Origin of the sequence: Mesorhizobium delmotii (assembly GCF_900149755.1) — a bacterium.
Classification (GTDB): Bacteria; Pseudomonadota; Alphaproteobacteria; order Rhizobiales; family Rhizobiaceae; genus Mesorhizobium; species Mesorhizobium delmotii.
On the sequence record NZ_FUIG01000057.1, the window covers coordinates 357 to 22,939 of the forward strand.

Sequence of the window (22,583 nt, forward strand, 5' to 3'; positions counted from 1 at the left end):
TGGCCAATCGTGCCGATGTTCACATGAGGCTTTGTACGCTCGAATTTACCTTTTGCCATAGTCTCTTTCCTTGGACGGCCTGGACCTTCAGTTCAGTCGAATGCGGGGCGATTAGCGACTGCGGCCGAAAAACACAAGTGCCTTGTGGCCGGGACTTTCTCACCCGGTCTGAACCCATGATCCGGTTTTCGGGGATGTGGCGCGGATATAGGAACGAACAAGAAGGAATGGAATGGCCGGAGATAGGTTCCGCGGGTACCGGCATTCAGCGGGTGGACATCGCCGCTCCCGCCTGTCCGCTTGCCGGATTTACAGCCGGATCTGGCCCATTGCCGGTGTGACGCCGGTCTGATTTCCTGATCCGATGCATTTCATTCCGATCGCCATCCGCGGCCCGCTGTTCATGATCCTCTCGACCGGGTCCTATGTCGCCAACGACACCATGTTGAAGCTCGCCACGGTAGGACTGCCGCCCTATGAAGCGCTGTTTCTGCGCGGGACAGCGGCAACGCTTTGGGGCATCCCGTTGCTGTTTGCGCTGGGCTACGCCAAGCAGATCCCGCTGATCCTCGACAGGAGAGTGTTGCAAAGAAACCTGCTCGAGCTGGCGGCAATCCTTTGCTACGTGGTGGCGCTCGCCAACATGGAGATCGCCGATTCGACCGCCCTGGGGCAGATCACTCCGCTGCTCATGCTGATTGGCTCCGCTGTCCTGTTCGGCGAACGGATCGGGGGGCTGCGCATGGCGCTGATCGGGCTCGGCTTCATCGGCGCTGTGATGGTGGCGCAGCCGACCATGCAGGGAATCTCGGTCTACGCCTTGCTGGCGCTCGGCAATGCGGCATTCGCCGCCGCGCGCGATCTCGCCGGGCGGCGGGTCGCCGCCGATGTGCCTGGCATGATCGTCGCGATTTCCGCGGTGGTGGTGGTGCTGGTCGGCTCAGGCGTCGCGCATCTGATGTCCGAGCGTTGGGTGATGCCGGAGACGCATCATTTGCTGCTTATGGCTGGGGCCGGATTGTTCCTGATCTTCGGCCACTTCTTCATCTTCATGGCCTATCGCGCCGGGCCGACCCGGGTGGTGGCGCCGTTCTATTACTGCTTCACCGTCTGGGCGGTCATTTCGGGGCTGGTGGTGTTCCAGCAATTGCCGAACGCGCTGGCGATCAGCGGCATCCTGCTGGTGGTGGCCAGCGGGCTGACCATCGTGTCGCTTGACGAGCGTAGGCGCCGACTGACCGTCGTCGCATAATTTGGGCAGTGGTGACCAAAACAACGGTTACACCGCAAATTTCAACTTGGCCGCTGCCCGCAAAAAATGGAGAAACCTGTGACAAGCCAAGAGAATGCCGGCAACCGCATGCTTGCCGGAAATTGCCTGTGCGGCGCCGTGCAATACGCGGTGGCCGACGAGTTCATCTACGCCGCCAACTGCCACTGCTCGAACTGCCGGCGCACCACCGGTTCGGCCTTCAAGCCGTTTGCCGGCATCGAGCGTGAGAGACTGAGCCTGACCAAGGGCGAGGACAACCTCCTGATCTTTGGCGAGGAGACCGGCCACGACGTGCACTGCAAGACCTGCGGCTCATTGCTCTATTCGGTCGTCCGCGACGGCGCCTTCGTGCACGTCGCCATGGGAACCCTCGTCGACGAGCCGACCATCCGCGCGACCCAGCACATCTTTGTCGGCTCCAAGGCGAAGTGGTTCACGATCGCCGACGACCTGCCTCAATATGAAAAGCATGTCGCCGGAGGCGCCGACTGAAGACCTGGCGATGTCGATGACGGCATTGCCGCTCAGGCACTACAGAACCGCCACAGACAGTGACACGCAGCGACACGGCGCATTTTCAAGGAAGCTATTTTTGATAATGACTTCAACAGCATGCTTGGAGCGGGTAGCGGGAATCGAACCCGCATATTCAGCTTGGAAGGCTGCTGCTCTACCACTGAGCTATACCCGCGCCGTTCAGTTAAGCATCACCCGAAAACCGCTATGCACTTTTGGTCCGATGCTTTGCGTTTCAGGGCTTCCGGGCCGGCAGTGGTGGAGAGGGTTGGATTTGAACCAACGTAGGCATAGCCAACGGATTTACAGTCCGTCCCCTTTAACCACTCGGGCACCTCTCCAGTCTGCCGCCGGAGCCATGCAACGAGGCATTGACGCGTCGCGACTGCGTGAGCAGCCCTTCGCGAAGCGCCTTATGGCGGCAGCGCCCAAAACTGTCAACCGCAACATCCCGGCAAACCGCGCTGAATTTCTTGACGACCCGACGAGCAGGGTTTTCCGGCTGTATCCTTAGACAGACGACACGGCTATAGAACCGGCCATGAGCAATGATAACAAGCCCAAGACCCCGAAAGACACCCACTACGCCAAGCTGCGCCGAGCGCATCGCGACGAGAAGAGCGGCGGCGCGCCGGCGTTCAGGCCGCGCCAGCCGGTGCCGCCAGGAGAGACAGCAGCGGACGGCCTGGTGCGACTTTACGGCCTGCACACGGTGCGGGCGGCACTCGACAATCCGCGCCGGCGGATCAAGAAGATGCTGGTGACGCGCAACGCCGCCGAGCGGCTGGCGATCGCCGACCTCGCCGCCCTGCCCTTTGAGACAGAGATGGTCGAGCCGAAAGACATCGACAAGGTCACCGGCTCCGATGCCGTGCATCAGGGCGTGCTGATCGAAGCCGAGCCGCTGAAGCCGAAGCGCCTCGATGCGCTCGGCGATACAAAGCTGGTGCTGGTCCTCGACCAGGTTACCGACCCGCACAATGTCGGCGCGATCCTGCGCTCGGCGGTCGCCTTCGGCGCCGGCGCGCTGATCACCACGGCGCGCCATAGCCCGCATGAATCCGGCGTGCTGGCGAAGTCGGCCTCCGGCGCGCTGGAGCATATCGACCAGATCGAGGTAAAGAACCTCGCCGACGCGCTCGGCCAGTTGCACGATGCCGGGTTCCAGACCATCGGCCTCGATTCCGACGGACCGGCGGAACTCGAGAAGAGTTTTTCGGGAGAAAAGATCGCATTGGTGCTGGGCGCCGAGGGCAAGGGCCTCCGCCAGAAGACCCGCGAGACGGTGACGACGCTCGCCCGGCTCGACATGCCCGGCGCCATCCGCTCGCTGAATGTGTCGAACGCCGCGGCGGTGAGCCTTTATGCGGCGAGGAAGGTTTTGGGGTAGGGGAGTAAGGGAGTAGGGACGTGCAAGTTTGCCGCATGCCGTGAATAGACATTTCCTACTGCCCTACTCCCCTACTCCCCTACTGCCCTATTCCCCTAGCCCATGTCCCGCCATTCGCTCCAGCGCCCTGACCAGCGCCGAGTGATCCTCCTTGGCGCCGCCATTGGCCGCGCAGGAATTGAACAATTGCTGCGTCGTCGAGGTGTTGGGCAGCGAAACGCCAAGCGCTTTTGCCCCTTCCAGGGCGAGATTAAGATCCTTCTGATGCAATTCGATGCGGAAGCCCGGCGCGAAGCTGCGCTTGATCATGCGCTCGCCATGCACTTCTAGAATGCGCGAGGCCGCTAGCCCGCCCATCAGCGCTTGTCGCACCTTGGCCGGGTCGGCGCCGGCTTTCGACGCAAAAACAAGGGCTTCGGCGACCGCTTCAATGGTCAACGCAACGACAATCTGGTTGGCGACTTTGGTGGTCTGGCCGACGCCGTTGGGGCCAACCAGCGTGATGTTCTTGCCCATTTTTTCGAACACCGGCCTGGCGCGCTCGAATGCCTTTTCCTCGCCGCCGACCATGATGGTCAGCGACGCGGCCCTGGCGCCGACCTCGCCGCCCGACACCGGCGCATCGAGATAGTCGCAGCCGAGGTCGTTGATCTTCCTGGCAAAAACCTTGGTCTCGATCGGCGAGATCGAACTCATGTCGATGACCAGCTTGCCCCCCGTCAAACCCGAGGCGACACCGTTTTCGCCAAACAGCACGTCGGCCACCTCAGGCGTGTCGGGAACCATGGTGATGACGATGTCGGCCGTTTTCGCAACGGCGTGATGGCCGGTGACGGTCTTCAGACCCTTGGCGACGAGACCGGCCGGCGGTTTCGAGCGATGGTCGCTGGCGACGACGGTGTAGCCGGCGTCGATCAGATGCCCCGCCATCGGCGCGCCCATGATGCCGAGGCCGATGAAACCGATTGTGTCCATTGATGTTCTCCCTGGTATTTTCCTTGTTAAGGCCGCGTTCCTTCGCGCCCCCTCTGGCCCGCCGGCCATCTCCCCCACAAGGAGGGAGATTGGATGTCACCGCCGCTTTCGCCAATTTTCGACGTTGGAAAAGTAAAAGCCGGCGCCGGAACTGCCGATCTCCCCACCCGTGGGGGAGATGGCCGGCAGGCCAGAGGGGGGCGCGAAGGAACTCGACTTCAATAATTCTTGACCCCTACGCCGCCGCACTGCCCTGCCCGGCAAACTCCCGGAACCAACCCAGCCCGGCTTCCGTGTTGGCCTCCGGCTTGTACTCCGCCCCGACCCAGCCGGTGTAGCCGATGCGGTCGATGTGGTTGTACAGGAAAGGAAAATTGATCTCGCCCGTCCCCGGCTCATGACGGCCGGGATTGTCCGCAAGCTGGATATGCGCAGTGCGGCCGAGGTTTGCCTCGATGGTGCGGGCGAGATCCCCCTCCATGATCTGCATGTGATAGATGTCGTATTGCAGGAAAAGGTTCTTTGAACCGACGCGGTCCATGAGCGCCAGGGCCTGGTCCGAATAGTTCAGGAAGAAGCCCGGAATGTCGCGCGTGTTGATCGGCTCGGTCAACAGCCTGATGCCGGCCTGCGCCAGCTTCTCAGCTGCGAAAGCCAGGTTTTCGGCGAAGACATCTTCCATCACTGAACGCTCGACGCCTCGCGGCGCGATGCCGGCGAGGCAGTTGACCTGTTCGCAGCCCAGCGCATGCGCGTAGGTGATCGCCTTGGCGACGCCTTGCCGGAACTCGGGAACACGATCCGGCAACACCGCAATGCCGCGCTCGCCCTTGCCCCAATCGCCGGCCGGCAGGTTGAACAGCACCTGCGTCAGGCCATTCTTCTTCAGCCTCGCCGCCACGACATCGGGCGCATGGTCATAAGGGCCGATATATTCGACACCCCTGAAGCCGGCGCGGGCGGCGGCATCGAAGCGGTCGAGGAAATCGTGCTCGCCAAAGAGCATCGAGAGATTGGCTGAAAAACGCGGCATTCTTTTTTCTCCTTGTTTTCGCCCGGCCCAAGCTGTGGTGAGATTCAGGTCAGGCCGAGCCGGGGTCGAAGACGGGCGCGAAGCGACCAAACTAGGTGGGTTCCGAGAACCGGAGCGGAGCGTACTTTTGGTACGTGAGCACCGGAAGTACCAAGAAACCGCCGTTTGCAGGCCGGCATCACCTGAATATCAGCGCAGCTTAATCCAGCATGACGATCGCCGTGGGGGCATCTTCATGGTGTTCGGCAAGCTCCTCGAACTCTGTGATCTTGTCGATTTCGGTGCCCATCGAAATGTTGGTCACGCGTTCGAGGATAAATTCGAGCACGACGGGAACCTGGTGCTCCTTCATCAGGCGCTGCGCCTGCTTGAAGGCGCCGGCGAATTCCTCCGGCCTGCGCACCCGGATCGCCTTGCAGCCCATGGCCTCGGCAACAGCAACGTGGTCGACGCCATAGCCAGCCTCGGGATCGTCTTTGCGGTTGACGTTCTCGAAGGCGAGGCTGACCTCGAAATCCATCGAAAAGCCGCGTTGCGCCTGGCGGATCAGGCCGAGATAGGCATTGTTCACCACGACATGGATATAGGGCAATTTGTGCTGCGCGCCGGCTGCCAGTTCCTCGATCATGAACTGGAAATCATAGTCGCCGGACAGCGCCACGATGTTGCGCTGCGGGTCGGCGGCGCGAACGCCAAGCGCTGCCGGCAGCGTCCAGCCGAGCGGGCCGGCCTGGCCGCAATTGATCCAGTTGCGGGGCTTGTAGACATGCAGGAACTGCGCGCCGGCGATCTGCGAAAGCCCGATCGTGGTGACATAGGTGGTGTCGCGGCCGAATGCCTTGTTCATCTCCTCGTAGACGCGCTGCGGCTTCAGCGGCACCTGGTCGAAATGCGTCTTGCGCTTCATCGTCTTCTTGCGGCTCTGGCATTCTCTGGCCCAGCCCGACCAGTCGCGCAGTTTCCGCGCCGTCCTCCATTCGGTGGCGACGTCGAGCAGCATTTTCAGTGCCGCACCGGCATCCGAGACGACACCGAGATCCGGCGCGAAGACACGGCCGATCTGGGTCGGCTCGATGTCGACATGGATGAATTTTTTGCCCCTCGTGTAGACGTCGACCGAGCCGGTATGGCGGTTGGCCCAGCGGTTGCCGATGCCGAAGACGAAGTCGGCCTCGAGCATCGTTGCGTTGCCGTAGCGATGCGACGTCTGCAGCCCGCACATGCCGGCCATCAGCCGATGGTCGTCGGGAATCGCGCCCCAGCCCATCAGCGTCGGGATCACGGGCACGCCGCTGACTTCGGCGAACTCGATCAGCAGATCCGAGGCATCGGCGTTGATGATGCCGCCGCCGGCAACGATGACAGGCCTTTCGGCCGCGTTGAGCATCGCCAAGGCTTTCTCGGCCTGGCTGCGTGACATTGCCGGCTTGAACGGCACCAGCGGCTCATAGGCATCGATGTCGAACTCGATCTCGGCCAGTTGCACATCGACCGGCAGGTCGACGAGAACCGGCCCCGGCCGCGATGAGCGCATCAGGTGGAACGCCTTCTGCAGCGCCATCGGCACCAGGTAGGGTTCCATGACGGTGACCGCCCATTTGGCGACGGGCGCGGCGATGGCGGCAATGTCGACGGCCTGGAAATCCTCCTTGTTGAGACGCGCCCGCGGCGCCTGGCCGGTGATGCAGAGGATCGGGATGGAATCGGCCGCGGCCGAATAGAGCCCAGTGATCATGTCGGTGCCGGCCGGGCCCGAAGTGCCGATGCACAGGCCGATATTGCCTGACTTGGCGCGGGTATAGCCCTCGGCCATGTGCGAGGCCGCCTCGACATGGCGCGCGAGGATGTGGCGGATGGTGCCCCTCGCCTTCAGCGCCGAATAGAACGGGTTGATCGCCGCACCCGGCACGCCGAAGGCGCAGGAAATACCTTCCTTTTCGAGAACGAGAACCGCTGCATCGACTGCGCGCATTCTGGCCATGTCAGCCTCCACGGAATGTGTTGATGACCGAGAATGCCAGTGCGCCGACTATTTTTCAATTTTTTCAGAATATTTTTTCATTTCTAAGAAACGGCATCTACATCATGATTTCATTATGTTTTCTGTTTTCCAGGAAATTGGCGTGGCAAGCCAGTGAAAAACTTTTTCATTGCGCATCTGGCGAAATCGGCAAGAATGCCGCCATGGAAACCACCGAAAAACGCCAGCGCGGGCGGCCGCGTGCCTTCCACGGTCCGTCCGACGCCGCTTCGGTGCAGTCGCTCGACCGGGCGCTGCGCATCCTCGCCATCGTCGCCGACGGCAGCGGTCTGTCGCTGAGCGAGATCGCCGCGCAGAGCGGCCTCCCCGCCTCCACCGCCTACCGCATGCTGACGACGCTGGAAAACCACGGCATGGTCGAGTTCGACGGCACCGACCAGCTCTGGTCGATCGGCGTCGAGACTTATCGCATGGGCGCGGCGTTCCTGCGCCGCCGCAAACTGGTCGACCGCGCCCGCACCGTTATGCAGGACCTGATGGAGAAGACCGGCGAGACCGCCAATCTCGGCGTCGCCGAGGACGATTGCGTCGTCTTCGTCAGCCAGGTCGAGACGCATCAGGCGATCCGCGCCTTCTTCCGGCCGGGCACGCGCAGTTCCTTCCATGCGTCGGGCATCGGCAAGGCGGTGCTGGCGCATCTCGAGCCGGAGCGCGTCGGCGCCATCCTGCGCCGGGCCGGGCTGGAGCGCTTCACCGAAAAGACGCTGTCCGACATCTCGGCGCTGGCCCGCGACCTGGTGACGATCAAGCTGCGCGGCTGGTCGGTCGACGACGAGGAGCGGCATCCCGGCATGCGCTGCGTGGCCGCCGCGATCTTCAACGAGTTCGGCGAGCCGATCGGCGGGGTTTCGGTTTCGGGACCGACAGTGCGGGTGACGCCGGAGCGGCTGGTCGAGATCGGCCCCCTGGTGCGCGAAGCCGCAACGGAAATAACCAGGATGATTGGTGGTCTGCCGCCCCCTTCTTCACCAAGCCGCGCCGCCGAACCGGGTTCACTCTTCGAGATTGGCGCTGCGCGCTTACCTTGACAGCCGCCCGGCTACGGCCAAGTTTGCGTCCACCTTCCGCCAGCCGACGCCCGAAAGACGCATGAGCCTCCAATCCGTCAAAGCCTTCTTCGCCGAATATGCCCCCGACATCGAGGTGATCGAAACGCCGACAAGCTCGGCGACCGTCGCGCTCGCGGCCGAGGCGCACGGCGTCGAGCCGGGGCAGATCGCCAAGACCATCTGCCTGCGCGTCGGTGACCGGATCATGCTGGTCGTCGCCCGCGGCGACGCGCGCATCGACAATCGCAAATCGCGCGTTGCATTCGGCGGCAAGCCGCGCATGCTCGATGCCGAGCAGGTGGCCGAAATCACTGGCCATCCGATTGGCGGCGTCTGCCCCTTCGGCCTCGCCTCGCCGTTGCCGGTCTATTGCGACGTATCGCTGCGCGCCTACGATCAGGTCGTGCCAGCGGCCGGCGCAACCAATGCAGCGGTGAAAATAGGCGTCGAGCGCATGGCGGCGCTGACCGGCGCCGAATGGTGCGACATCTGTCAGGATGAGCTAGGCCCCGGGCACCGCGCTCTTGGTCGATAGGTCGTAGAAATCAAGCAGCATCGCCAGCCCAACTCCGCAGGCGGTGAAGATGAGGCCGGCGATGAAGATGCGGGTGGCGCGTTCATAGACGCGTCGCTGTAGAGACGTTGTGTCGAGCAGCAACTGCAGCGCTCGTATCTGCAAGGCAATGCCTATCAAAATCGGCACGACGGCTGCCAGGTGATAGATTTCCCAAGGGAGCGGGTTGGCGGCCCAATGCGTGATGAAGCCCAGCGAGAAAGCCAGTAGAATGCCGACGGTGGTGATCGTGCCGTTGCGGAAATCCGTCTCAATCTGCTCTTCCTTGGGTTCGTGCTCGTCCAAGCGTCCCTCTCCCTCTGGTGCCTTCACCGCCAGACTAAGCTGTCGAAAAATCCCTGTACATCCCTCGCTGGAACCGGTTGCGGTGCCGGGTTCAATTTTGCAACCCAGACAGCTGAAAAAGGGGCAGTGGGTGCCCCCTTTTCCCTTGCCTGAAACGGTTCACCTCCCCTCAAAGCCGGCAGCGGTGACGGTAGCCGTCGTAGCCGACATAGGTGTCCGAGTACGGATCGTAACTCTGATAGCGGTTGAGGCAGCGCCGGACGTGCCATGAGCCCCCATTTTCCTCGATATAGACGGTGCGCGGCTGGGCGAGCGCGGTGCCGAGCAGGAAGCCGCCGACGCCGGCGGCGATGCCGATGCCAAGATGCTTGTTGTGATGGTGCTTGTGATGGGCGGCCGAAGGCTGAACGGAGCCGGCCAGCATGGCGGCGGCGACGGTGGTGGCGATGAGGCCGGAAACGATGGTGCGCTTGAACATGACGATCTCCTTGCTGCGTTGTGAGAGGCGATCCATCCGCCTCTTGACCATCAGTCGTTGCAGCAGGGAAAAAGGTTCGACGGTTTTTTGGATTTTTTCGAAAGCGCAAAAGCGGCCGGTCTGAACAGGGTTTGCAGCCAGGCGCACAATTACGACCGGCGAAGAGCGCCAGTCGGCAGCCCGCCGGCGGGAGGCCTTAGCCCATGCCGGTGATGTGGCGCAGCCAGAAGGCGAGCGCGATGAAGCCGATGATGGTGGTGATGCCGGTCCAGTCGACATTGGCGCTCTTCACTTGCTTGACGAGCTTCACCAGGACAATCCAGGCCACGACGACGACCAGGGCAATGACGACAAGTCTGATCATGCGATACCCTCGCCCATGCGATTGCACCTGCAGTCAATATAGGAAGCGAATTGGCCGTTTTCAGGATGTCCGCGCCGGCCGCTCCGGCGCGTTCGCCGACAAAACAGAGTTTTGTCTTTACTGGCGCAACAACTATGCTAACCGGAGCGCCATGCCCTTGTAGCTCAACTGGTAGAGCAGCGGTTTTGTAAACCGAAGGTCGGCGGTTCGATTCCGTTCGGGGGCACCAGCAAAATCAAATACTAGAAATAATCCGGCCATTTGTCTTGTTCTTCCACAGTAAGGGTAACGACACGGGGTAACCAGACGTACATGCTAATCAAGCTCCAAAAAGATATATGTCCCTGATGAAGGAGAGGTACTAGAGGCAAATTTAGGAGTGACGAGCCGTGATCGGCCCCCACCGAGTGGTCCAGTTTGGGTGTTATTATTTAGTGCATTGATGTCTCCGCCGCCATTGCCGGATGGAGGTGGAGCGAAGCGGAACCGAAGTGTTACCCCGTGATACTTCAGGTGACCGCTATCTGAATCCCACGCCCCCGAATAGGAGGGCCCGCCTGCGAGCAGGTTGGCCAGATATCACTGACGTCTTTGCGGATGCTTTCGGATTGCAACAAGCACCGCGCCGTCATCCAAGCTACATTCAACAGACCCTACCGCGGCCAGCGCGTCAGTGGCATCCACCGAATCCCCACCCGGTCCAGGCCCTCTGATAACGAAATGTCCTTTCTCACATGTGAAGTCCCACTTGTGCAGCTGCTTGTACGATTCCGTCTTTCCTTCGTTTTCAGCATGATAAAGCACGACGAAACCATCATGTTTTGTGACCGAGAGCATCTGTTGTATTGCCTTGAGTGGACTAGCCGTGTGGTCTATACAATTCTGTCCATGCACGATGTCGAAACTGTAATCGCCAAATTGGGTGCTAAGATTTTCGGCGTCACCAAAGACTGTTCGCACAAGAGGTTGGATCCCAAAATCTCTCAGAACTTGATCATATTCTGTTGCCAGCAGGTCAGTTGCAGTAATCATGATCTCTTTCGAGGCATGCACTTTGCCGAGCTTCGTCAAGGGGCCAGCGCCCACATCGAGTATGTAAACTGGGTTGGTCGTCAACCTGTCGACATATCGCCCAACGTGATCCTGAATTGGTAAATTGGGGTCAAGACGTTCCTTGTAGTCCTCTGGCCAGAATGATCCCTGAGTGGAGAACCAGTGTCTCCAAAACAGAACTTCGTCTCTGAGCTGTTGGGATCGGCTGTCTCCCTCCAGCCAGCGCAGGATCTTTCGTCCGAGCCGCCGAGCCCTAGTCAACACCGATGTCGATCTTCTCAGAGACCCTTCTCTAGCCATGACGGGAATCCTCACGGTGAAGAGGGTTTACGGTCCGCTCTGGCCACGAAACGACCAGGGCAATGACGACAAGTCCGATCATGCGACACCCTCGCCTATGCGATTGCACCTGCGGCCAATATAGGAAGCGAATTGGCCGTTTTCAGGATGTCCGCGCCGGCCGTTCCGGCGCGTTCGCCAGCAACCGAAAACAGAGTTTTGTCTTTACTGGCGCAACAAATATGCTAACCGGAGCGCCGTGCCCTTGTAGCTCAGCTGGTAGAGCAGCGGTTTTGTAAACCGAAGGTCGGCGGTTCGATTCCGTCCGGGGGCACCAGTTTCCACCCGACAATCCAGAAATCAAGAAACTCAAGGGTTTCAACGTCCCCCCGAGGTACACCAAAAAGTACACCGAGGGTACACGAAGGATGAAAATGGCACTGGAGCATGTCCAGCCGCGCGGGGCAATCGGAAGGCCTATCGTCGGAAGGTGCCCAAGGCACTTCAAGGCATTCTGAGCGAGACAGAGATGGTGCTTCACCTCGGCAAGACCCGATGCCGAGGTGCACAAGCAGTATGACGCCCTGGAAGCGGCAAAGGAGGCCGTCAAAGCGGCAGGTGACTGCAAGATGTTACGGTCATGAAGCAGCGATGACAGAGCCTCGGCTGCGCTTGGCAAGTACGTTAGAGCCGCCGTAGCGGACAGGAAGGTCACTACCTACTCATTGCGCCACCGCATGGAGGATGGGCTCCTGAGAAGCTGAAGCGGTCCATCATGGGCCACTCAGGGGGCGGCGCTGCTACTACCCGACTATCTGAACCTATTGGCTAAGCAAGGCTTCGGCGTTAGTTTACGCTGGCCGGCCGCACACAACAGGAGTGTAGCCATGAAACTGCTCTTTTATCTCGCGTCGGTAACATTAGCGCTCTCGGCCTCCAGTGTCGCCGCTGAACTCACAGCGGAGGTTCCCCAGGGAGATCCCGAGTTCACTGCAAAAGCGATGTCCGCTGCCCCGGCGGATCTCGGGAAGGATGCCACAATCATTCGGATAGGTGATGGCTTCAAGGTGACGCCCATCAAGACCGGAACGAACGGATGGACTTGCGCTGTCGATACGACCGGCGAGCCGTGGTGTGCCGATGCCGCCGGGCTTGAATGGTTCAAGGCGATTTCCACCAAGGCCGAGCCGCCTGACAAGACCGGCTTCGTCTACATGCTCGCCGGCGACTTGGGCACCAGCAACCATGATCCCTAGCGACTGACAAGTCGCATTGGGTTCAAACGGGTCCGCACGTCATGATAGTCGGGAAGGCGGCGCACGAGATGGCGGCCAGTTATCCGAACAGCTTGGACGCCGATCCAAAGCATCCCTACGTGATGTTTCCAGGGACCAAGTACCAGCACCTGATGTTCCCTGCCGACGTGGCAGGCCACAGCTAATAGCAGCCTCCACCGCCGCGTCTTGGCCGGTCGCGGCGGAACTCATCGCTCTGGAAGAGGCTTGCGAGCCCGTTTGCCGGACCGATCATAATCGCCGGCACCTGAAAAAAGTGCGGTGGCTTGAGGATCGAGTGTGAATGGGAGGAAGTTGACCGCGAATGGGATGTGCAACGGCCACTCTTGGCCAAACAAGGTTTACAAAGGTACACCGCTCAGCCACAAAAAGGTACACTGAGCTTAACCGTTTCTGGGAAGAGGCCATTATATCCACTTGAGTTTTCTTGGTAATTTCGGTGGACGCTCCAGTTGGATTTGGCCCTTAGCGCCGTCTGGGGGCACCAGAAAACTTCGACTTCTTGCGAGAGCCTCGAGGGCGCTCGATATCTGCTCATCCCCGATTTCCACAGGCCGGGGCCGTCAGGATCGGTAGCACATCAGCTTCAATGCATATATTCACCGGCGGAACCCACGGGTATTCCCTAGTGGAAACCATAGGAGTCGCCGTTGGAGCAGAAACGCACGATCGCACCCTTTATTGGCGGCATGTATGGCAGCCTTGCTGCCCTCGCGTTGGCGTTCGGTTTCCGCTTCCTGATGATTCCCGATCCTGATCCAAGCTCGCAAGCAACGATAACCCTTTCAGGACTGGCCTTTTCGATTTGTTTCAGCCTGACCTTCCTTCGCGAGCATCGACGCCAAATCGCTGCCGCGAGAGAATTTCTCGGCCGTCCAAGATCGTATCGGGACTAATCCCCCCGTTCTGCAACGCAAAGCGCCCATGCCCTCCCCAGGTCCTCCGGGTCGTGCCCGGGGCATCAGAAAAATTCAGCAATCGAACCAACGGATGCAACAGTGGATGCGGACCGGCGGTATCTCCTGCTCGCCGGCCATTCCAATGCCATTCGATTAAAATGCGCCTGTGTATATTAGCACTCGCTCAATTTAGCGCGCCGACAATGTCTGTGCGGCGGGCTAGACAACGGGTGGTGTTATGCGAAGCGACTTCGCTGCAGCGCGCGAGCTCTTGGAGTGTGCCCAAAACCGGCTCTGCGGCATGGACGAAACGAGCCAACGCGTCAGCGAGGCACTCGACTCCCTGATTGAGGAAATAGCCATCGCGGAATTCCGCAAGGCGCCATTGACCATCGTGCCGTTTCCACGCGCGCGGCCGCCCAGGCATGCTCGTTGAAGCGCCGATCGCGCCGATATGGGAAGTCAGCAGCGGGAGTGCTCCACGCGCCACCAGCTGATTTGAACCTGCGCGATTGCGGCTTAGCGGCGTCCGGCCCACCAGAAATCCCATCGGGAGATCCCGCCCCTCACACCGCGATCGCCGCCACCAGAATCCGGTTCTGCCGGCGTATCGCGGCGCGCAATTCGGCAATTCTGGCGCCGTCGCGCTTCACGAACTCGATGAACATCATGTTCATGTTGTTGAACACCAGTTCGCCCAAGGCCTGCCCGTCGATATCGCGGCGCACCAGGCCGAGCCCCTGCAGCCTAGCGATCAGCGCGCGGATCTGCTCGGTCAGCGCCCGGTCGAGCGCGGTATAGGCCTGGCCGAACGGGCTGTCGGGCAGTTGCGTCGAGATCGCCATCGCCTGCCGCCACATCTCCTTGCTGAGATAATGCAGCGAATGCTCGATATAGATGCCGAGCAGCGTATCGAGCGCATCGCCGACATTGGCCGGCGGGTTGGCGACGACGCCCTGCCCGGCATTGAGCACCTCGTTGACCTCCATCGACACGATGGCACCGAGGATGTCGCCCTTGTTCTGGTAGTAGTTGTAGATCGTGCCGACCGAGACCTCGGCCTGAGCCGCGATGGTCTCGATCTTGGCGCCTTCATAGCCGGCATCGCGAAAAAGCTCCGCCGCCGCCTCGATGATGCGGCGATGTCGATCCGCCTTTTGCCTTGCCCGCAATCCGCTCATATCGGCTATTTGCCATAAAAACAGAATTGACTCAATTTTAGAATTGGTTCAATTTTTGTCACAAGCCAAAAAGGCAAGGGAGAACACTCGATGCGCATTAATCTGAAGACCTCGAATCCAACTACCAAGGTTCCGCTTTCCGTTCTGAAGAGCCATCTCCACGCCGCTTGTGCTGCGACAGCACTGCTGCTGGCGACGGGCAGCTTCGCTCAGGCTGCGGATCTCAACGCTCTGATCTGGTGCGATCACGCCGACCCGGCGCTGCTGCAGCCTTTCGAGGAGGCCAATGGCGTCAAGGTCAATGTCAAGGAGTTCGAGGGCACCGGCGCCGGTATGGCGATTGTCGAACAGTCGCAACCCGGCGACTGGGATGTGATGGTGATCGATAGCATCGACATACCGCGCGGCGTCGAAAAGGGCCTGTTCGAGCCGCTGCCGGAAGACAAACTGCCGCTCGCCGACCTCTTTCCCCAGGTGAAGATGGACAGCTCCACCGTCGTCGACGGCAAGCGCTACGGCATCACCGAAAAATTCGGCTACAACACCATCGGCTATAACAAGACCAAGGTCGATCCGGCCGACATGCAGTCGCTTGCCGCGCTGACCGGCGACAAGTACAAGGGCAAGATCGCCATCTACGACTATTACCTGCCGGTCATCGGCATGGCCGCACTGGCGATCGGCAAGAAGACCGCCGAGCTGACCGAGGCCGACCTTCCCGCCATCAAGGAAGAGCTGCTGAAGATGAAGGCCAATGCCAAGCTGGTCGGCGAGGTGACCGCCAGCCAGACGGCGCTGGCGACCGGCGAGGTCGACATTCTAGTCGGCGGCGGCGAATGGGTAACGGCCGGGCTGGCCAAGGAGAACCCTGCCCTCGACTTCTCGATCCCGAAAGAAGGTGCTGTGCTGTGGTCGCAGTCGCTTGCCATGTTCAAGGATTCCAAAAACAAGGACATGGCGCTGAAGTTCATCCAGTACATCATGAGCCCTGAAGGCCAGGCGCGGCTCGCCACCTCGGCCTGCTATTGGGGAATGCCGGCGAATACCAAGGCGGCTCTGACCGACGAGCAGAAGAAGATCCTGCGCTTCGACGAGCAGCCGGATTTCCTCGCCCGCGCCCAGCCCTACCCGGCGCCGAACGCCGATCTCGACAAGAAGATGCAGGACGTCTGGACCGAAATGCTGCAGGCGCAGTGATCGGTCGCCGGTCGTGAGCGCTACTGGAAACACTGGGCGTGCCCTGCCCTGGGCGCTGGTCACGCCGGCGCTCGGCTGGACGCTGCTGTTCTTCGTGCTGCCTTTCCTGGCCATGGCGCTTTCCAGCCTGACGGCGCATGACGGCGGTGGCTTCACCCTGTCCAACTACAGCCAGTTCTTCAATAATCCCGCCTATTGGCAGGCGATGGTGAACTCGCTGCAGGTCACCGCCATCGTCACCCTGATCTCGGTACTGCTCGCCTACCCCTTCGCCTGGATCCTGGCCGAACAGGTGCCGGAGCGCTGGCAGCGGCTGGCGCTGATGCTGGCGGTGCTGCCGTTCTGGACCTCCTATGTCGTGCGCTCCTATTCCTGGCTTCTGGTGCTGGCGCAGAACGGCGTGATCAACCGTGCGCTGACCGGCTCCGGCCTGTTTAGCGAGCCGCTGCAACTCGCCAACACACGGCTGGCCACGATCATCGGCTTCGTCCATTTCTTCGTCATGCTGTTGACGCTGACGATCTTCGCCAATCTGAAGCAGCTCAGCCCGAGCTACCGCAAAGCCGCCGCCGATCTCGGCGCCGGGCCGGTGCGCACGCTCCTGCATGTCGTCTTGCCGCTGACCTTGCCCGGCATCATGGTCGGCGCCTTCCTCACCTTCGTGCTGTGCATCGGCGACTACATCACGCCGCAGATCCTGGGCGGCAACAATGAGCTTTTGATGCCGCAGCTGGTGATGATGCAGATCGGCCGGCGCGGCGATTTTCCGCTCGCCTCGGCGCTGTCGATCATCCTGATGGCGGTCGTCACCATTGCCTATCTCGCCTGCGCCCGCTGGCTCAAGATCGAGCGGGCCTGACCATGCGCGCTCTTGTCCGTATCGTCTCGTGGATCTATGCCGTAGCCATCTATGGCTTCATCTTCCTGCCGGTGGTCGTGCTGGTGCTGTTTTCGCTGCAGGCGACGTCGTTTCCGATCCCACCCTTCACCGGGCCGTCGCTGCGCTGGTACGACGCCGTGCTCGCCGACACGCGGCTGACCTCGGCACTGGTCAATTCGCTTGGTGTGGCGGCTCTCTCCTCGGCTGCAGCCGTCGCGCTGGGTTTCCTTTCTGCCTGGGGTTTTGCGCGTTTTGCCCTGCCGGGTTCAGGCCTGATGCGCGGGCTGATCACGCTGCCGCTCACAGTGAGCTATCTCATCATCGGCATGGGATTGCTGGTGCTGTTCAACTGGGCCGGCGTGCCAAAATCGCTGCTTGCCGCCGGCATCGGCCATGTCGTTATCAACCTGCCGCTGTGCTTTGCCATCATCTACAGCCAGATGGGCGACCACCAGATCAATATCGAGCGCGCCGCGCGCGACCTCGGCGCGCCCGAATGGAAGGTGCTGCTGCTGATCACCGTGCCTGTCATGGCGCCGGCGATCTTCGCCGGCTTTTTCCTGTCGATGACCTTCTCCTGGGACGAATTCGTGATCTCGTTCCTGCTGACGCGCTTCGACACGACGCTGCCGGTCGAGATCTGGAACCTGCTGCGCTCAGGCCTCAATCCCAAGACCAACGCCGTCGGCTCGCTGGTCTTCGCCGTCTCCATCGTGCTGGTCGTGTTTTTTGAACTGATGCTGTTGCGGAGGAAGCCGGCATGACCGCGCCACTGGTCGATATAAGCTCTGTCTCGCACCGCTTCGGCCAGCATACCGTGCTGAAGAACGTCTCGCTGACGATCGAACCGGGCAGCTACACGATCCTGCTCGGCCCGTCGGGCTCCGGCAAGACGACGCTGCTGTCCATTCTCGGCGGCTTTGTCACGCCGAGCGAAGGCAAAGTGCTGATCCGCGGCGAGGACTGCACTGCCGTTCCACCGGCGAAGCGGCCGACGACGACGGTGTTCCAGGACTATGCGCTGTTTCCGCATATGAGCGTCGGCAGCAATGTCGGCTTCGGACTGCGCATGCAAGGCATCGATGCCGCGACACGTGCCGCGCGGGCGCGCGAGGCGCTGGCGCTGGTCGGGCTGGCCACCGCCTTCGACAAGAAGCCGCACCAGCTTTCCGGCGGCCAGCGCCAGCGTGTGGCGCTGGCCCGTGCCCTTGTCGTCGAACCTGCGGTGCTGTTGCTCGATGAACCGCTCGGAGCGCTCGACCTAAAGTTGCGCCGGCAGATGCAGGACGAGCTGAAAGCGATCCAGAAGCGCGTCGGCACAGCCTTCATCCATGTCACCCATGACCAGGAAGAGGCAATGGCGCTGGCCGACCATTGCGTGGTGATGAATGACGGGCGCATCGAGGACGAAGGGCCGCCCGAGCGTGTCTATGCGCGGCCGGCGACGCGCTTTTCCGCGACTTTCATGGGCGAAAGCACGCTGATTTCAGGAGCGGTGACGGCGGCGAAGGACGGAACAATCACTGTCGCGACGCAGGTCGGACCGCTTTCGCTGACCGGCACATTGCCGGCCGGGACGACTGTCGCACTCGCCGTCCGTCCGGAGCATCTTGTCCTCGGCGCGGCCGGCGGCGCTGTAGGGTTCGGCACGGCCAAGGTGAGCGACGTTGTTTTTCAAGGCAGCTTCAAGCGCGTGCTTGCTGTCTCCGAGAAAGACCCGGCGCTGCACTTCATCGCCAGGGCTCCCGCCGCTGCGGCCGTCCAGCCGGGCGACATCGTTGCGGTTTCGTGCGAGGCTGGCGACATCATCCTTCTGGCGAGTTGAGCCATGGGCGCGCTTCCGATTATCGACGCTCCGAATTGGTATGAAACCATCCGCATGGCCGATGGCGTGACGCTGATCCACGAGCCGTGGATCAAGCCGTTCTTCCGCTGCAACCTCTGGCATGTGCGCGGTCGCGACCACGATCTTCTGTTCGACACCGGCCTCGGCCATTTCAGCCTGCGGCGCCATGTGCCGCTGGTGACGGAGCGAAAGCTCACCTGCGTCGCGAGCCACACCCATTTCGACCATATCGGCTGCCATCACGAATTTCCGGACCGCTGCGTGCATGCGGCCGAAGCGGAAATCCTCGCCGATCCGCGCAATGAGTGGACGGTCGCCGACCGCTATGCCACCGAGGCAATGTTCGACGGAATGCCGCAAGGTTGGGATACCGCGCGCTACCGGATCCTGCCGGCGCCGGCCGATCGCTTGCTCGGAGAAGGCGACGTCGTCGATCTCGGCGACCGTGCCTTCGAGGTGATCCACACGCCGGGCCATTCACCAGGCGGCATCGCGCTCTATGAGAGGAAGACCGGCATCCTGCTGTCCGGCGACATCGTCTATGACGGCCCGCTGATCGACGATGTCTATCATTCGGCCGTCGACGATTATGTCGAGACGCTGTTACGGATGCGCGAGCTGAAAGTCGCGGTCGTGCATGGCGGCCACTTCCCGAGCTTCGGCAGGGTGCGCTACCACCAGCTTATCGACGAGTATCTCGCGCAAAAGCGGCAGGCCGGCTGCCATCTGCTGCAGGCGCGATAAGCACCGGTCTTCGTATCGCAGGAAGTGCCTGGCGAGTTCACAGCGCCCTTTGCGGGCACGGCGTGCCGGCGGCGTCGCCGCAGCGTGAAGCCGTGGGCTGAGGTCTCAAACTCGTCTCTTCGGACTGGCGCACCAGTTGGGCAAAGGCAAGAGCAAAACTTCCCAGCATCAGGACGATGATAATCAGGCGTGTTACCGGCAATAGATTGGTCCGACTGGCTGGCCCCACGCCGCCCATCCACTGCCGGCTAACATGGTCGATCCGGCTTTACGAGAGTTTAATCTCCGTCTTAACCATCACATTCGCTTGTCACTTGACACGATGCGCGAGCACCTGACCGGCAGCTCTTCCCGGCGCTGTGTCGAGCAGCGCCACATGCCTCCCTTTGCAGATTTGCCCGCCCATGCTAACCCGGCGCTGGCGCGGCCCAAGCAACCGGGCGCCACCAGCCGGTCGCCACCAACCGTCGACATTGGGGAGCCATGAACAAAGCCGCCAGCCGTTTCGCCTTCGTCTCGTCCGACACAGCCGACGCCAAGGCGGCGCTGGAGAGCCTGTCGGCGCGCTATGGCCAGGCGTCCATCGAGGATGCAGAGATCGTCGTCGCACTCGGCGGCGACGGCTTCCTGTTGCAGACCTTGCGCGACACGATGAGCACGGGAAAAAAAGTCTACGGCATGAACCGTGGCACCATCGGCTTCCTGATGAACGAATACCGCGCCAGCGGTTTGACCGGGCGCATCGCGGCGGCCGTTGCCGAAACGATCCGTCCGCTGGAGATGCAGGCGGTGACGGCAGAGGGCGAAACGATCTCGGCGTTGGCGATCAACGAGGTTGCGCTGTGGCGCCAGTCCTACCAAACGGCCAAGATCCGCATCACCGTGGACGGGCAAGTGCGGCTGGAGGAATTGAACTGCGACGGTGTGATGGTCGCGACACCGGCCGGCTCGACCGCCTACAATCTGTCCGCGCACGGGCCGATCCTGCCGCTTGACGCGCCGCTGCTGGCGCTGACCCCGGTCAGTCCGTTCCGCCCGCGCCGCTGGCGCGGCGCGCTGCTCTCCAACAAGGCGACCGTTCGTTTCGACATTCTGGAGCCGGAAAAGCGGCCGGTGAACGCCGCCGCCGACCACACCGAGGTGAAGGCCGTAACCTCGGTTACGGTGCAAGAATCGCCAACGGTGACGGCGACGCTGCTGTTCGATCCGAGCCACTCGTGGAATGAGCGCATTCTCGCCGAACAGTTCCGTTACTGAGCCGGTACGGCGACAGTCAGTTCGATTAAGCATCGCGATTAAGGTTACGACTTCACAATCATGCCAATCCCCGCCCGTTTCTGTTGACAAATCGTGGGCTTGCGCCTACCTGCAATACCAATCTTGCAGGCGCGCGGCGCTTGCCGCGACTGCTTATGTTGCGCCCCCGAACCAGCCAAAGACAGCCAAACTTGTCCTCAGACGCCCAGATCGCTCAAGAAGCGTTGACCTTCACAGACCTCGGCCTGTCGCCGAAGGTCCTTTCCGCAGTCACCGATGCCGGTTACATCGAACCGACGCCGATCCAGGCCGGCGCCATTCCGCACGCCTTGCTCGGCAAGGATATTTTGGGCATCGCCCAGACCGGCACCGGCAAGACGGCCTCGTTCGTGCTGCCGATGCTAACCCGCCTCGAAAAAGGCCGGGCCCGCGCTCGCATGCCGCGCACGCTGATCCTCGAGCCGACGCGCGAGCTTGCCGCGCAGGTCGAAGAGAATTTCATCAGATACGGCAAGAACCACAAGCTCAACATCGCGCTGCTGATCGGCGGCGTGTCGTTCGACGAGCAGGACAAGAAGCTGGAGCGCGGCGCCGACGTGCTGATCGCGACGCCCGGCCGCCTGCTCGACCACCGCGAGCGCGGAAAGCTTCTGCTCAACGGCGTCGAAATCCTCGTCATCGATGAGGCCGATCGCATGCTAGACATGGGCTTCATCCCCGACATCGAGCGTATCTGCGAGATGATCCCGTTCACCAGGCAGACGCTGTTCTTCTCGGCGACGATGCCGCCTGAGATCACCAAACTCACTGAGAAATTCCTGCACGCGCCGGTGCGCGTCGAGGTTTCGAAGGCCGCGTCCGCCGCCACCAACATCGTCCAGCGGCTGGTGAAATCCGGCTCGAAACCCTGGGACAAGCGCGAAACGCTGCGCAATCTGATTAGGGCCGAGGATGCGGAGTTGAAGAACGCCATCATCTTCTGCAACCGCAAGATCGAGGTCTCGGAGCTTTTCCGCTCGCTGCTGAAATATGATTTCGACGCCGGCGCGCTGCATGGCGACATGGACCAGCGCGCGCGCATGCAGATGCTGGCCAATTTCCGTGACGGCAAACTGCGCTACCTCGTTGCGTCGGACGTTGCGGCGCGCGGCCTCGACATCCCCGATGTCAGCCACGTCTTCAACTACGACGTGCCGATCCATGCCGAGGACTATGTCCACCGCATCGGCCGCACCGGCCGCGCCGGACGCTCGGGCAAATCCTTCACCATCGCCACCAAGTCCGACACCAAATACATCGACGCGATCGAACGGCTGATCGGCAACAAGATCGAGTGGCATGACGGGGATCTGTCGACGGTCGTCGCCAGCGAGGGCGGAGAGGACGATGCTCCCCGCCGTGGCCGCGGCGCCCCGCGCCGCGCCGGCCGCAAGGACGATGACCGCAAGGACAGGGGCGAACGCAAGCCACGCGAACGCCACGCCAGGCAAAGCGAAGCTGCAGCACCGGATGCGGCGCGCGAGGAACAGCCAGTGGCTGCCGAGACCGCGGTCGCCGATGCCGGGGAGCGGCGCGCGCGCAAGGAAGCGATCCGCTCGGAAAATAGCGAGCGCCAAGCTTCGCCCGAACGTAAGGCTTCGCCCGATCGCAATCGCAACGAACAGCGTGCGCCGGAACGTGGCGACACCAGGCCGCAGCGCGACGGCAATCGCCATGCCCGCCATCGCCAGGAAGACAATGACGCGACCGTCGGCTTCGGCGACGACATGCCCGCCTTCATGCGCATCGTCGCCAAGGTCTGATCACAGCAGAAATTCTCAAATGCCAACGAAAACGGCCCCTTGCGGGGCCGTTTTCATGTCCGATATTTGCTTTGCTCAGGTGTTAGCGCGAAAGCTGGATCTTGACGTCCCGTTTTTCGGTCGGCCGCTGCCGCGTTAGAAGCCGATGACCATGAGGCGGTCGACCGCGCTC

At 61.6% G+C, this 22,583-nt stretch carries 24 protein-coding genes and 4 tRNA genes; 17 read left to right on the forward strand and 11 right to left on the reverse strand.

Annotated features, from left to right (window positions below; translation table 11 throughout):
- From BQ8482_RS39740 to BQ8482_RS30630, 3 genes are all read left to right on the forward strand, one after another.
- Positions 1-341 (forward strand): hypothetical protein (locus BQ8482_RS39740; protein ID WP_244603062.1); only part of this gene is annotated, 341 nt, incomplete at its 5' end.
- A gap of 23 nt (positions 342-364) precedes the next feature.
- Entirely contained in the window at positions 365-1,252 is an 888-nt protein-coding gene (locus BQ8482_RS30625) for a DMT family transporter (protein ID WP_123151006.1), read from the forward strand.
- 66 nt (positions 1,253-1,318) lie between these two features.
- Complete coding sequence (locus BQ8482_RS30630) at positions 1,319-1,765, forward strand: GFA family protein (protein WP_123151007.1); 447 nt, start codon at positions 1,319-1,321, stop codon at positions 1,763-1,765.
- 125 nt (positions 1,766-1,890) lie between these two features.
- On the opposite strand, the gene BQ8482_RS30635 is transcribed toward BQ8482_RS30630, so the two are convergent.
- Both BQ8482_RS30635 and BQ8482_RS30640 read right to left on the reverse strand, forming a co-directional pair.
- Positions 1,891-1,964 (reverse strand) — tRNA-Gly (locus BQ8482_RS30635).
- Positions 1,965-2,045: 81 nt separating this feature from the next.
- Positions 2,046-2,130, reverse strand: a tRNA-Tyr gene (locus BQ8482_RS30640).
- 200 nt (positions 2,131-2,330) lie between these two features.
- Here BQ8482_RS30640 and BQ8482_RS30645 point away from each other — a divergent pair.
- Positions 2,331-3,179 (forward strand): TrmH family RNA methyltransferase, encoded by an 849-nt coding sequence (locus tag BQ8482_RS30645; protein ID WP_123151008.1) that lies wholly within the window; start codon positions 2,331-2,333, stop codon positions 3,177-3,179.
- Positions 3,180-3,266: 87 nt separating this feature from the next.
- Here the strand turns inward: BQ8482_RS30645 and BQ8482_RS30650 are convergent, their stop codons facing one another.
- The 3 genes from BQ8482_RS30650 to gcl form a co-directional block, all read right to left on the reverse strand.
- Complete coding sequence (locus BQ8482_RS30650) at positions 3,267-4,154, reverse strand: 2-hydroxy-3-oxopropionate reductase (protein WP_123151009.1); 888 nt, start codon at positions 4,152-4,154, stop codon at positions 3,267-3,269.
- 235 nt (positions 4,155-4,389) lie between these two features.
- On the reverse strand, positions 4,390-5,187 hold the full coding sequence (gene otnI, locus BQ8482_RS30660; protein WP_123151010.1) for a 2-oxo-tetronate isomerase: 798 nt from the start codon (positions 5,185-5,187) through the stop codon (positions 4,390-4,392).
- A gap of 199 nt (positions 5,188-5,386) precedes the next feature.
- Positions 5,387-7,168: a glyoxylate carboligase gene (gene gcl / locus BQ8482_RS30665; RefSeq protein WP_123151011.1), complete on the reverse strand. Its 1,782-nt coding sequence runs from the start codon at positions 7,166-7,168 to the stop codon at positions 5,387-5,389.
- A 203-nt stretch (positions 7,169-7,371) separates the two neighbouring features.
- Between gcl and bhcR the strand changes: the two genes are divergently transcribed.
- The gene (gene bhcR / locus BQ8482_RS30670; RefSeq protein ID WP_123151104.1) at positions 7,372-8,256 is read left to right on the forward strand and encodes an HTH-type transcriptional regulator BhcR; all 885 of its coding nucleotides are present in this window, start codon (positions 7,372-7,374) and stop codon (positions 8,254-8,256) included.
- Positions 8,257-8,317: 61 nt separating this feature from the next.
- Entirely contained in the window at positions 8,318-8,812 is a 495-nt protein-coding gene (locus BQ8482_RS30675) for a YbaK/EbsC family protein (protein ID WP_123151012.1), read from the forward strand.
- Here BQ8482_RS30675 and BQ8482_RS30680 read toward each other — a convergent pair.
- From BQ8482_RS30680 to BQ8482_RS38470, 3 genes are all read right to left on the reverse strand, one after another.
- Positions 8,780-9,136 carry a hypothetical protein gene (locus BQ8482_RS30680; RefSeq protein WP_123151105.1) on the reverse strand — a complete coding sequence of 119 codons (357 nt, stop codon included), beginning with the start codon at positions 9,134-9,136 and terminating at the stop codon, positions 8,780-8,782. The two genes, BQ8482_RS30675 and BQ8482_RS30680, sit on opposite strands and share 33 nt — an antisense overlap.
- 169 nt (positions 9,137-9,305) lie before the next feature.
- Complete coding sequence (locus tag BQ8482_RS30685; protein ID WP_123151106.1) at positions 9,306-9,614, reverse strand: BA14K family protein; 309 nt, start codon at positions 9,612-9,614, stop codon at positions 9,306-9,308.
- 196 nt (positions 9,615-9,810) lie between these two features.
- Entirely contained in the window at positions 9,811-9,978 is a 168-nt protein-coding gene (locus tag BQ8482_RS38470) for a hypothetical protein (protein ID WP_165848785.1), read from the reverse strand.
- A 153-nt stretch (positions 9,979-10,131) separates the two neighbouring features.
- Here BQ8482_RS38470 and BQ8482_RS30690 point away from each other — a divergent pair.
- A tRNA-Thr gene (locus BQ8482_RS30690) sits at positions 10,132-10,207 on the forward strand.
- A gap of 350 nt (positions 10,208-10,557) precedes the next feature.
- On the opposite strand, the gene BQ8482_RS40185 is transcribed toward BQ8482_RS30690, so the two are convergent.
- Positions 10,558-11,331 carry a class I SAM-dependent methyltransferase gene (locus BQ8482_RS40185; protein WP_095492051.1) on the reverse strand — a complete coding sequence of 258 codons (774 nt, stop codon included), beginning with the start codon at positions 11,329-11,331 and terminating at the stop codon, positions 10,558-10,560.
- Positions 11,332-11,571: 240 nt separating this feature from the next.
- On the opposite strand from BQ8482_RS40185, the gene BQ8482_RS30700 reads away from it, so the two are divergent.
- The 3 genes from BQ8482_RS30700 (at position 11,572) to BQ8482_RS30710 (ending at position 13,501) form a co-directional block, all read left to right on the forward strand.
- Positions 11,572-11,647, forward strand: a tRNA-Thr gene (locus tag BQ8482_RS30700).
- A gap of 550 nt (positions 11,648-12,197) precedes the next feature.
- Positions 12,198-12,566, forward strand: coding sequence for a hypothetical protein (locus tag BQ8482_RS30705; protein ID WP_133254868.1), 369 nt, complete (start codon positions 12,198-12,200; stop codon positions 12,564-12,566).
- Between the two features lie 689 nt (positions 12,567-13,255).
- Positions 13,256-13,501, forward strand: coding sequence for a hypothetical protein (locus BQ8482_RS30710; protein WP_123151014.1), 246 nt, complete (start codon positions 13,256-13,258; stop codon positions 13,499-13,501).
- A gap of 187 nt (positions 13,502-13,688) precedes the next feature.
- On the opposite strand, the gene BQ8482_RS40405 is transcribed toward BQ8482_RS30710, so the two are convergent.
- Together BQ8482_RS40405 and BQ8482_RS30720 are read right to left on the reverse strand one after the other, a co-directional pair.
- Positions 13,689-14,054, reverse strand: coding sequence for a hypothetical protein (locus BQ8482_RS40405; protein WP_165848787.1), 366 nt, complete (start codon positions 14,052-14,054; stop codon positions 13,689-13,691).
- A gap of 16 nt (positions 14,055-14,070) precedes the next feature.
- Positions 14,071-14,685, reverse strand: coding sequence for a TetR/AcrR family transcriptional regulator (locus BQ8482_RS30720; RefSeq protein WP_123151016.1), 615 nt, complete (start codon positions 14,683-14,685; stop codon positions 14,071-14,073).
- Between the two features lie 90 nt (positions 14,686-14,775).
- Between BQ8482_RS30720 and BQ8482_RS30725 the strand changes: the two genes are divergently transcribed.
- From BQ8482_RS30725 to BQ8482_RS30760, 7 genes are all read left to right on the forward strand, one after another.
- Positions 14,776-15,882, forward strand: a complete 1,107-nt coding sequence (locus tag BQ8482_RS30725) for a polyamine ABC transporter substrate-binding protein (RefSeq protein ID WP_123151017.1) — start codon at positions 14,776-14,778, stop codon at positions 15,880-15,882.
- 13 nt (positions 15,883-15,895) lie between these two features.
- Positions 15,896-16,741: an ABC transporter permease gene (locus BQ8482_RS30730; protein ID WP_123151018.1), complete on the forward strand. Its 846-nt coding sequence runs from the start codon at positions 15,896-15,898 to the stop codon at positions 16,739-16,741.
- 2 nt (positions 16,742-16,743) lie between these two features.
- Positions 16,744-17,526, forward strand: coding sequence for an ABC transporter permease (locus tag BQ8482_RS30735; protein ID WP_123151019.1), 783 nt, complete (start codon positions 16,744-16,746; stop codon positions 17,524-17,526).
- On the forward strand, positions 17,523-18,587 hold the full coding sequence (locus BQ8482_RS30740) for an ABC transporter ATP-binding protein (RefSeq protein ID WP_123151020.1): 1,065 nt from the start codon (positions 17,523-17,525) through the stop codon (positions 18,585-18,587). The genes BQ8482_RS30735 and BQ8482_RS30740 overlap by 4 nt, the downstream gene beginning before the upstream one ends.
- A gap of 3 nt (positions 18,588-18,590) precedes the next feature.
- Positions 18,591-19,352 (forward strand): MBL fold metallo-hydrolase, encoded by a 762-nt coding sequence (locus tag BQ8482_RS30745; RefSeq protein ID WP_123151021.1) that lies wholly within the window; start codon positions 18,591-18,593, stop codon positions 19,350-19,352.
- 483 nt (positions 19,353-19,835) lie between these two features.
- Positions 19,836-20,609 (forward strand): NAD kinase, encoded by a 774-nt coding sequence (locus BQ8482_RS30755; RefSeq protein WP_123151023.1) that lies wholly within the window; start codon positions 19,836-19,838, stop codon positions 20,607-20,609.
- Positions 20,610-20,800: 191 nt separating this feature from the next.
- Positions 20,801-22,411, forward strand: coding sequence for a DEAD/DEAH box helicase (locus BQ8482_RS30760; protein ID WP_165848788.1), 1,611 nt, complete (start codon positions 20,801-20,803; stop codon positions 22,409-22,411).
- Positions 22,412-22,583 lie beyond the last annotated feature (172 nt).

What these genes read in the sequence shown, in the direction of transcription:
- BQ8482_RS30755 (WP_123151023.1), top strand. Translation starts at nt 19,836, where the DNA reads ATGAACAAAGCCGCCAGCCGTTTCGCCTTCGTCTCGTCCGACACAGCC.
- BQ8482_RS30625 (WP_123151006.1), top strand. Translation starts at nt 365, where the DNA reads ATGCATTTCATTCCGATCGCCATCCGCGGCCCGCTGTTCATGATCCTC.
- gcl (WP_123151011.1), bottom strand. Translation starts at nt 7,168, where the DNA reads ATGGCCAGAATGCGCGCAGTCGATGCAGCGGTTCTCGTTCTCGAAAAG.
- BQ8482_RS40405 (WP_165848787.1), bottom strand. Translation starts at nt 14,054, where the DNA reads ATGGGATTTCTGGTGGGCCGGACGCCGCTAAGCCGCAATCGCGCAGGT.
- BQ8482_RS30675 (WP_123151012.1), top strand. Translation starts at nt 8,318, where the DNA reads ATGAGCCTCCAATCCGTCAAAGCCTTCTTCGCCGAATATGCCCCCGAC.
- BQ8482_RS40185 (WP_095492051.1), bottom strand. Translation starts at nt 11,331, where the DNA reads ATGGCTAGAGAAGGGTCTCTGAGAAGATCGACATCGGTGTTGACTAGG.
- bhcR (WP_123151104.1), top strand. Translation starts at nt 7,372, where the DNA reads ATGGAAACCACCGAAAAACGCCAGCGCGGGCGGCCGCGTGCCTTCCAC.
- otnI (WP_123151010.1), bottom strand. Translation starts at nt 5,187, where the DNA reads ATGCCGCGTTTTTCAGCCAATCTCTCGATGCTCTTTGGCGAGCACGAT.
- BQ8482_RS38470 (WP_165848785.1), bottom strand. Translation starts at nt 9,978, where the DNA reads ATGATCAGACTTGTCGTCATTGCCCTGGTCGTCGTCGTGGCCTGGATT.
- BQ8482_RS30630 (WP_123151007.1), top strand. Translation starts at nt 1,319, where the DNA reads ATGGAGAAACCTGTGACAAGCCAAGAGAATGCCGGCAACCGCATGCTT.
- BQ8482_RS30720 (WP_123151016.1), bottom strand. Translation starts at nt 14,685, where the DNA reads ATGAGCGGATTGCGGGCAAGGCAAAAGGCGGATCGACATCGCCGCATC.
- BQ8482_RS30685 (WP_123151106.1), bottom strand. Translation starts at nt 9,614, where the DNA reads ATGTTCAAGCGCACCATCGTTTCCGGCCTCATCGCCACCACCGTCGCC.
- BQ8482_RS30740 (WP_123151020.1), top strand. Translation starts at nt 17,523, where the DNA reads ATGACCGCGCCACTGGTCGATATAAGCTCTGTCTCGCACCGCTTCGGC.
- BQ8482_RS30645 (WP_123151008.1), top strand. Translation starts at nt 2,331, where the DNA reads ATGAGCAATGATAACAAGCCCAAGACCCCGAAAGACACCCACTACGCC.
- BQ8482_RS30745 (WP_123151021.1), top strand. Translation starts at nt 18,591, where the DNA reads ATGGGCGCGCTTCCGATTATCGACGCTCCGAATTGGTATGAAACCATC.
- BQ8482_RS30735 (WP_123151019.1), top strand. Translation starts at nt 16,744, where the DNA reads ATGCGCGCTCTTGTCCGTATCGTCTCGTGGATCTATGCCGTAGCCATC.
- BQ8482_RS30650 (WP_123151009.1), bottom strand. Translation starts at nt 4,154, where the DNA reads ATGGACACAATCGGTTTCATCGGCCTCGGCATCATGGGCGCGCCGATG.
- BQ8482_RS30705 (WP_133254868.1), top strand. Translation starts at nt 12,198, where the DNA reads ATGAAACTGCTCTTTTATCTCGCGTCGGTAACATTAGCGCTCTCGGCC.
- BQ8482_RS30725 (WP_123151017.1), top strand. Translation starts at nt 14,776, where the DNA reads ATGCGCATTAATCTGAAGACCTCGAATCCAACTACCAAGGTTCCGCTT.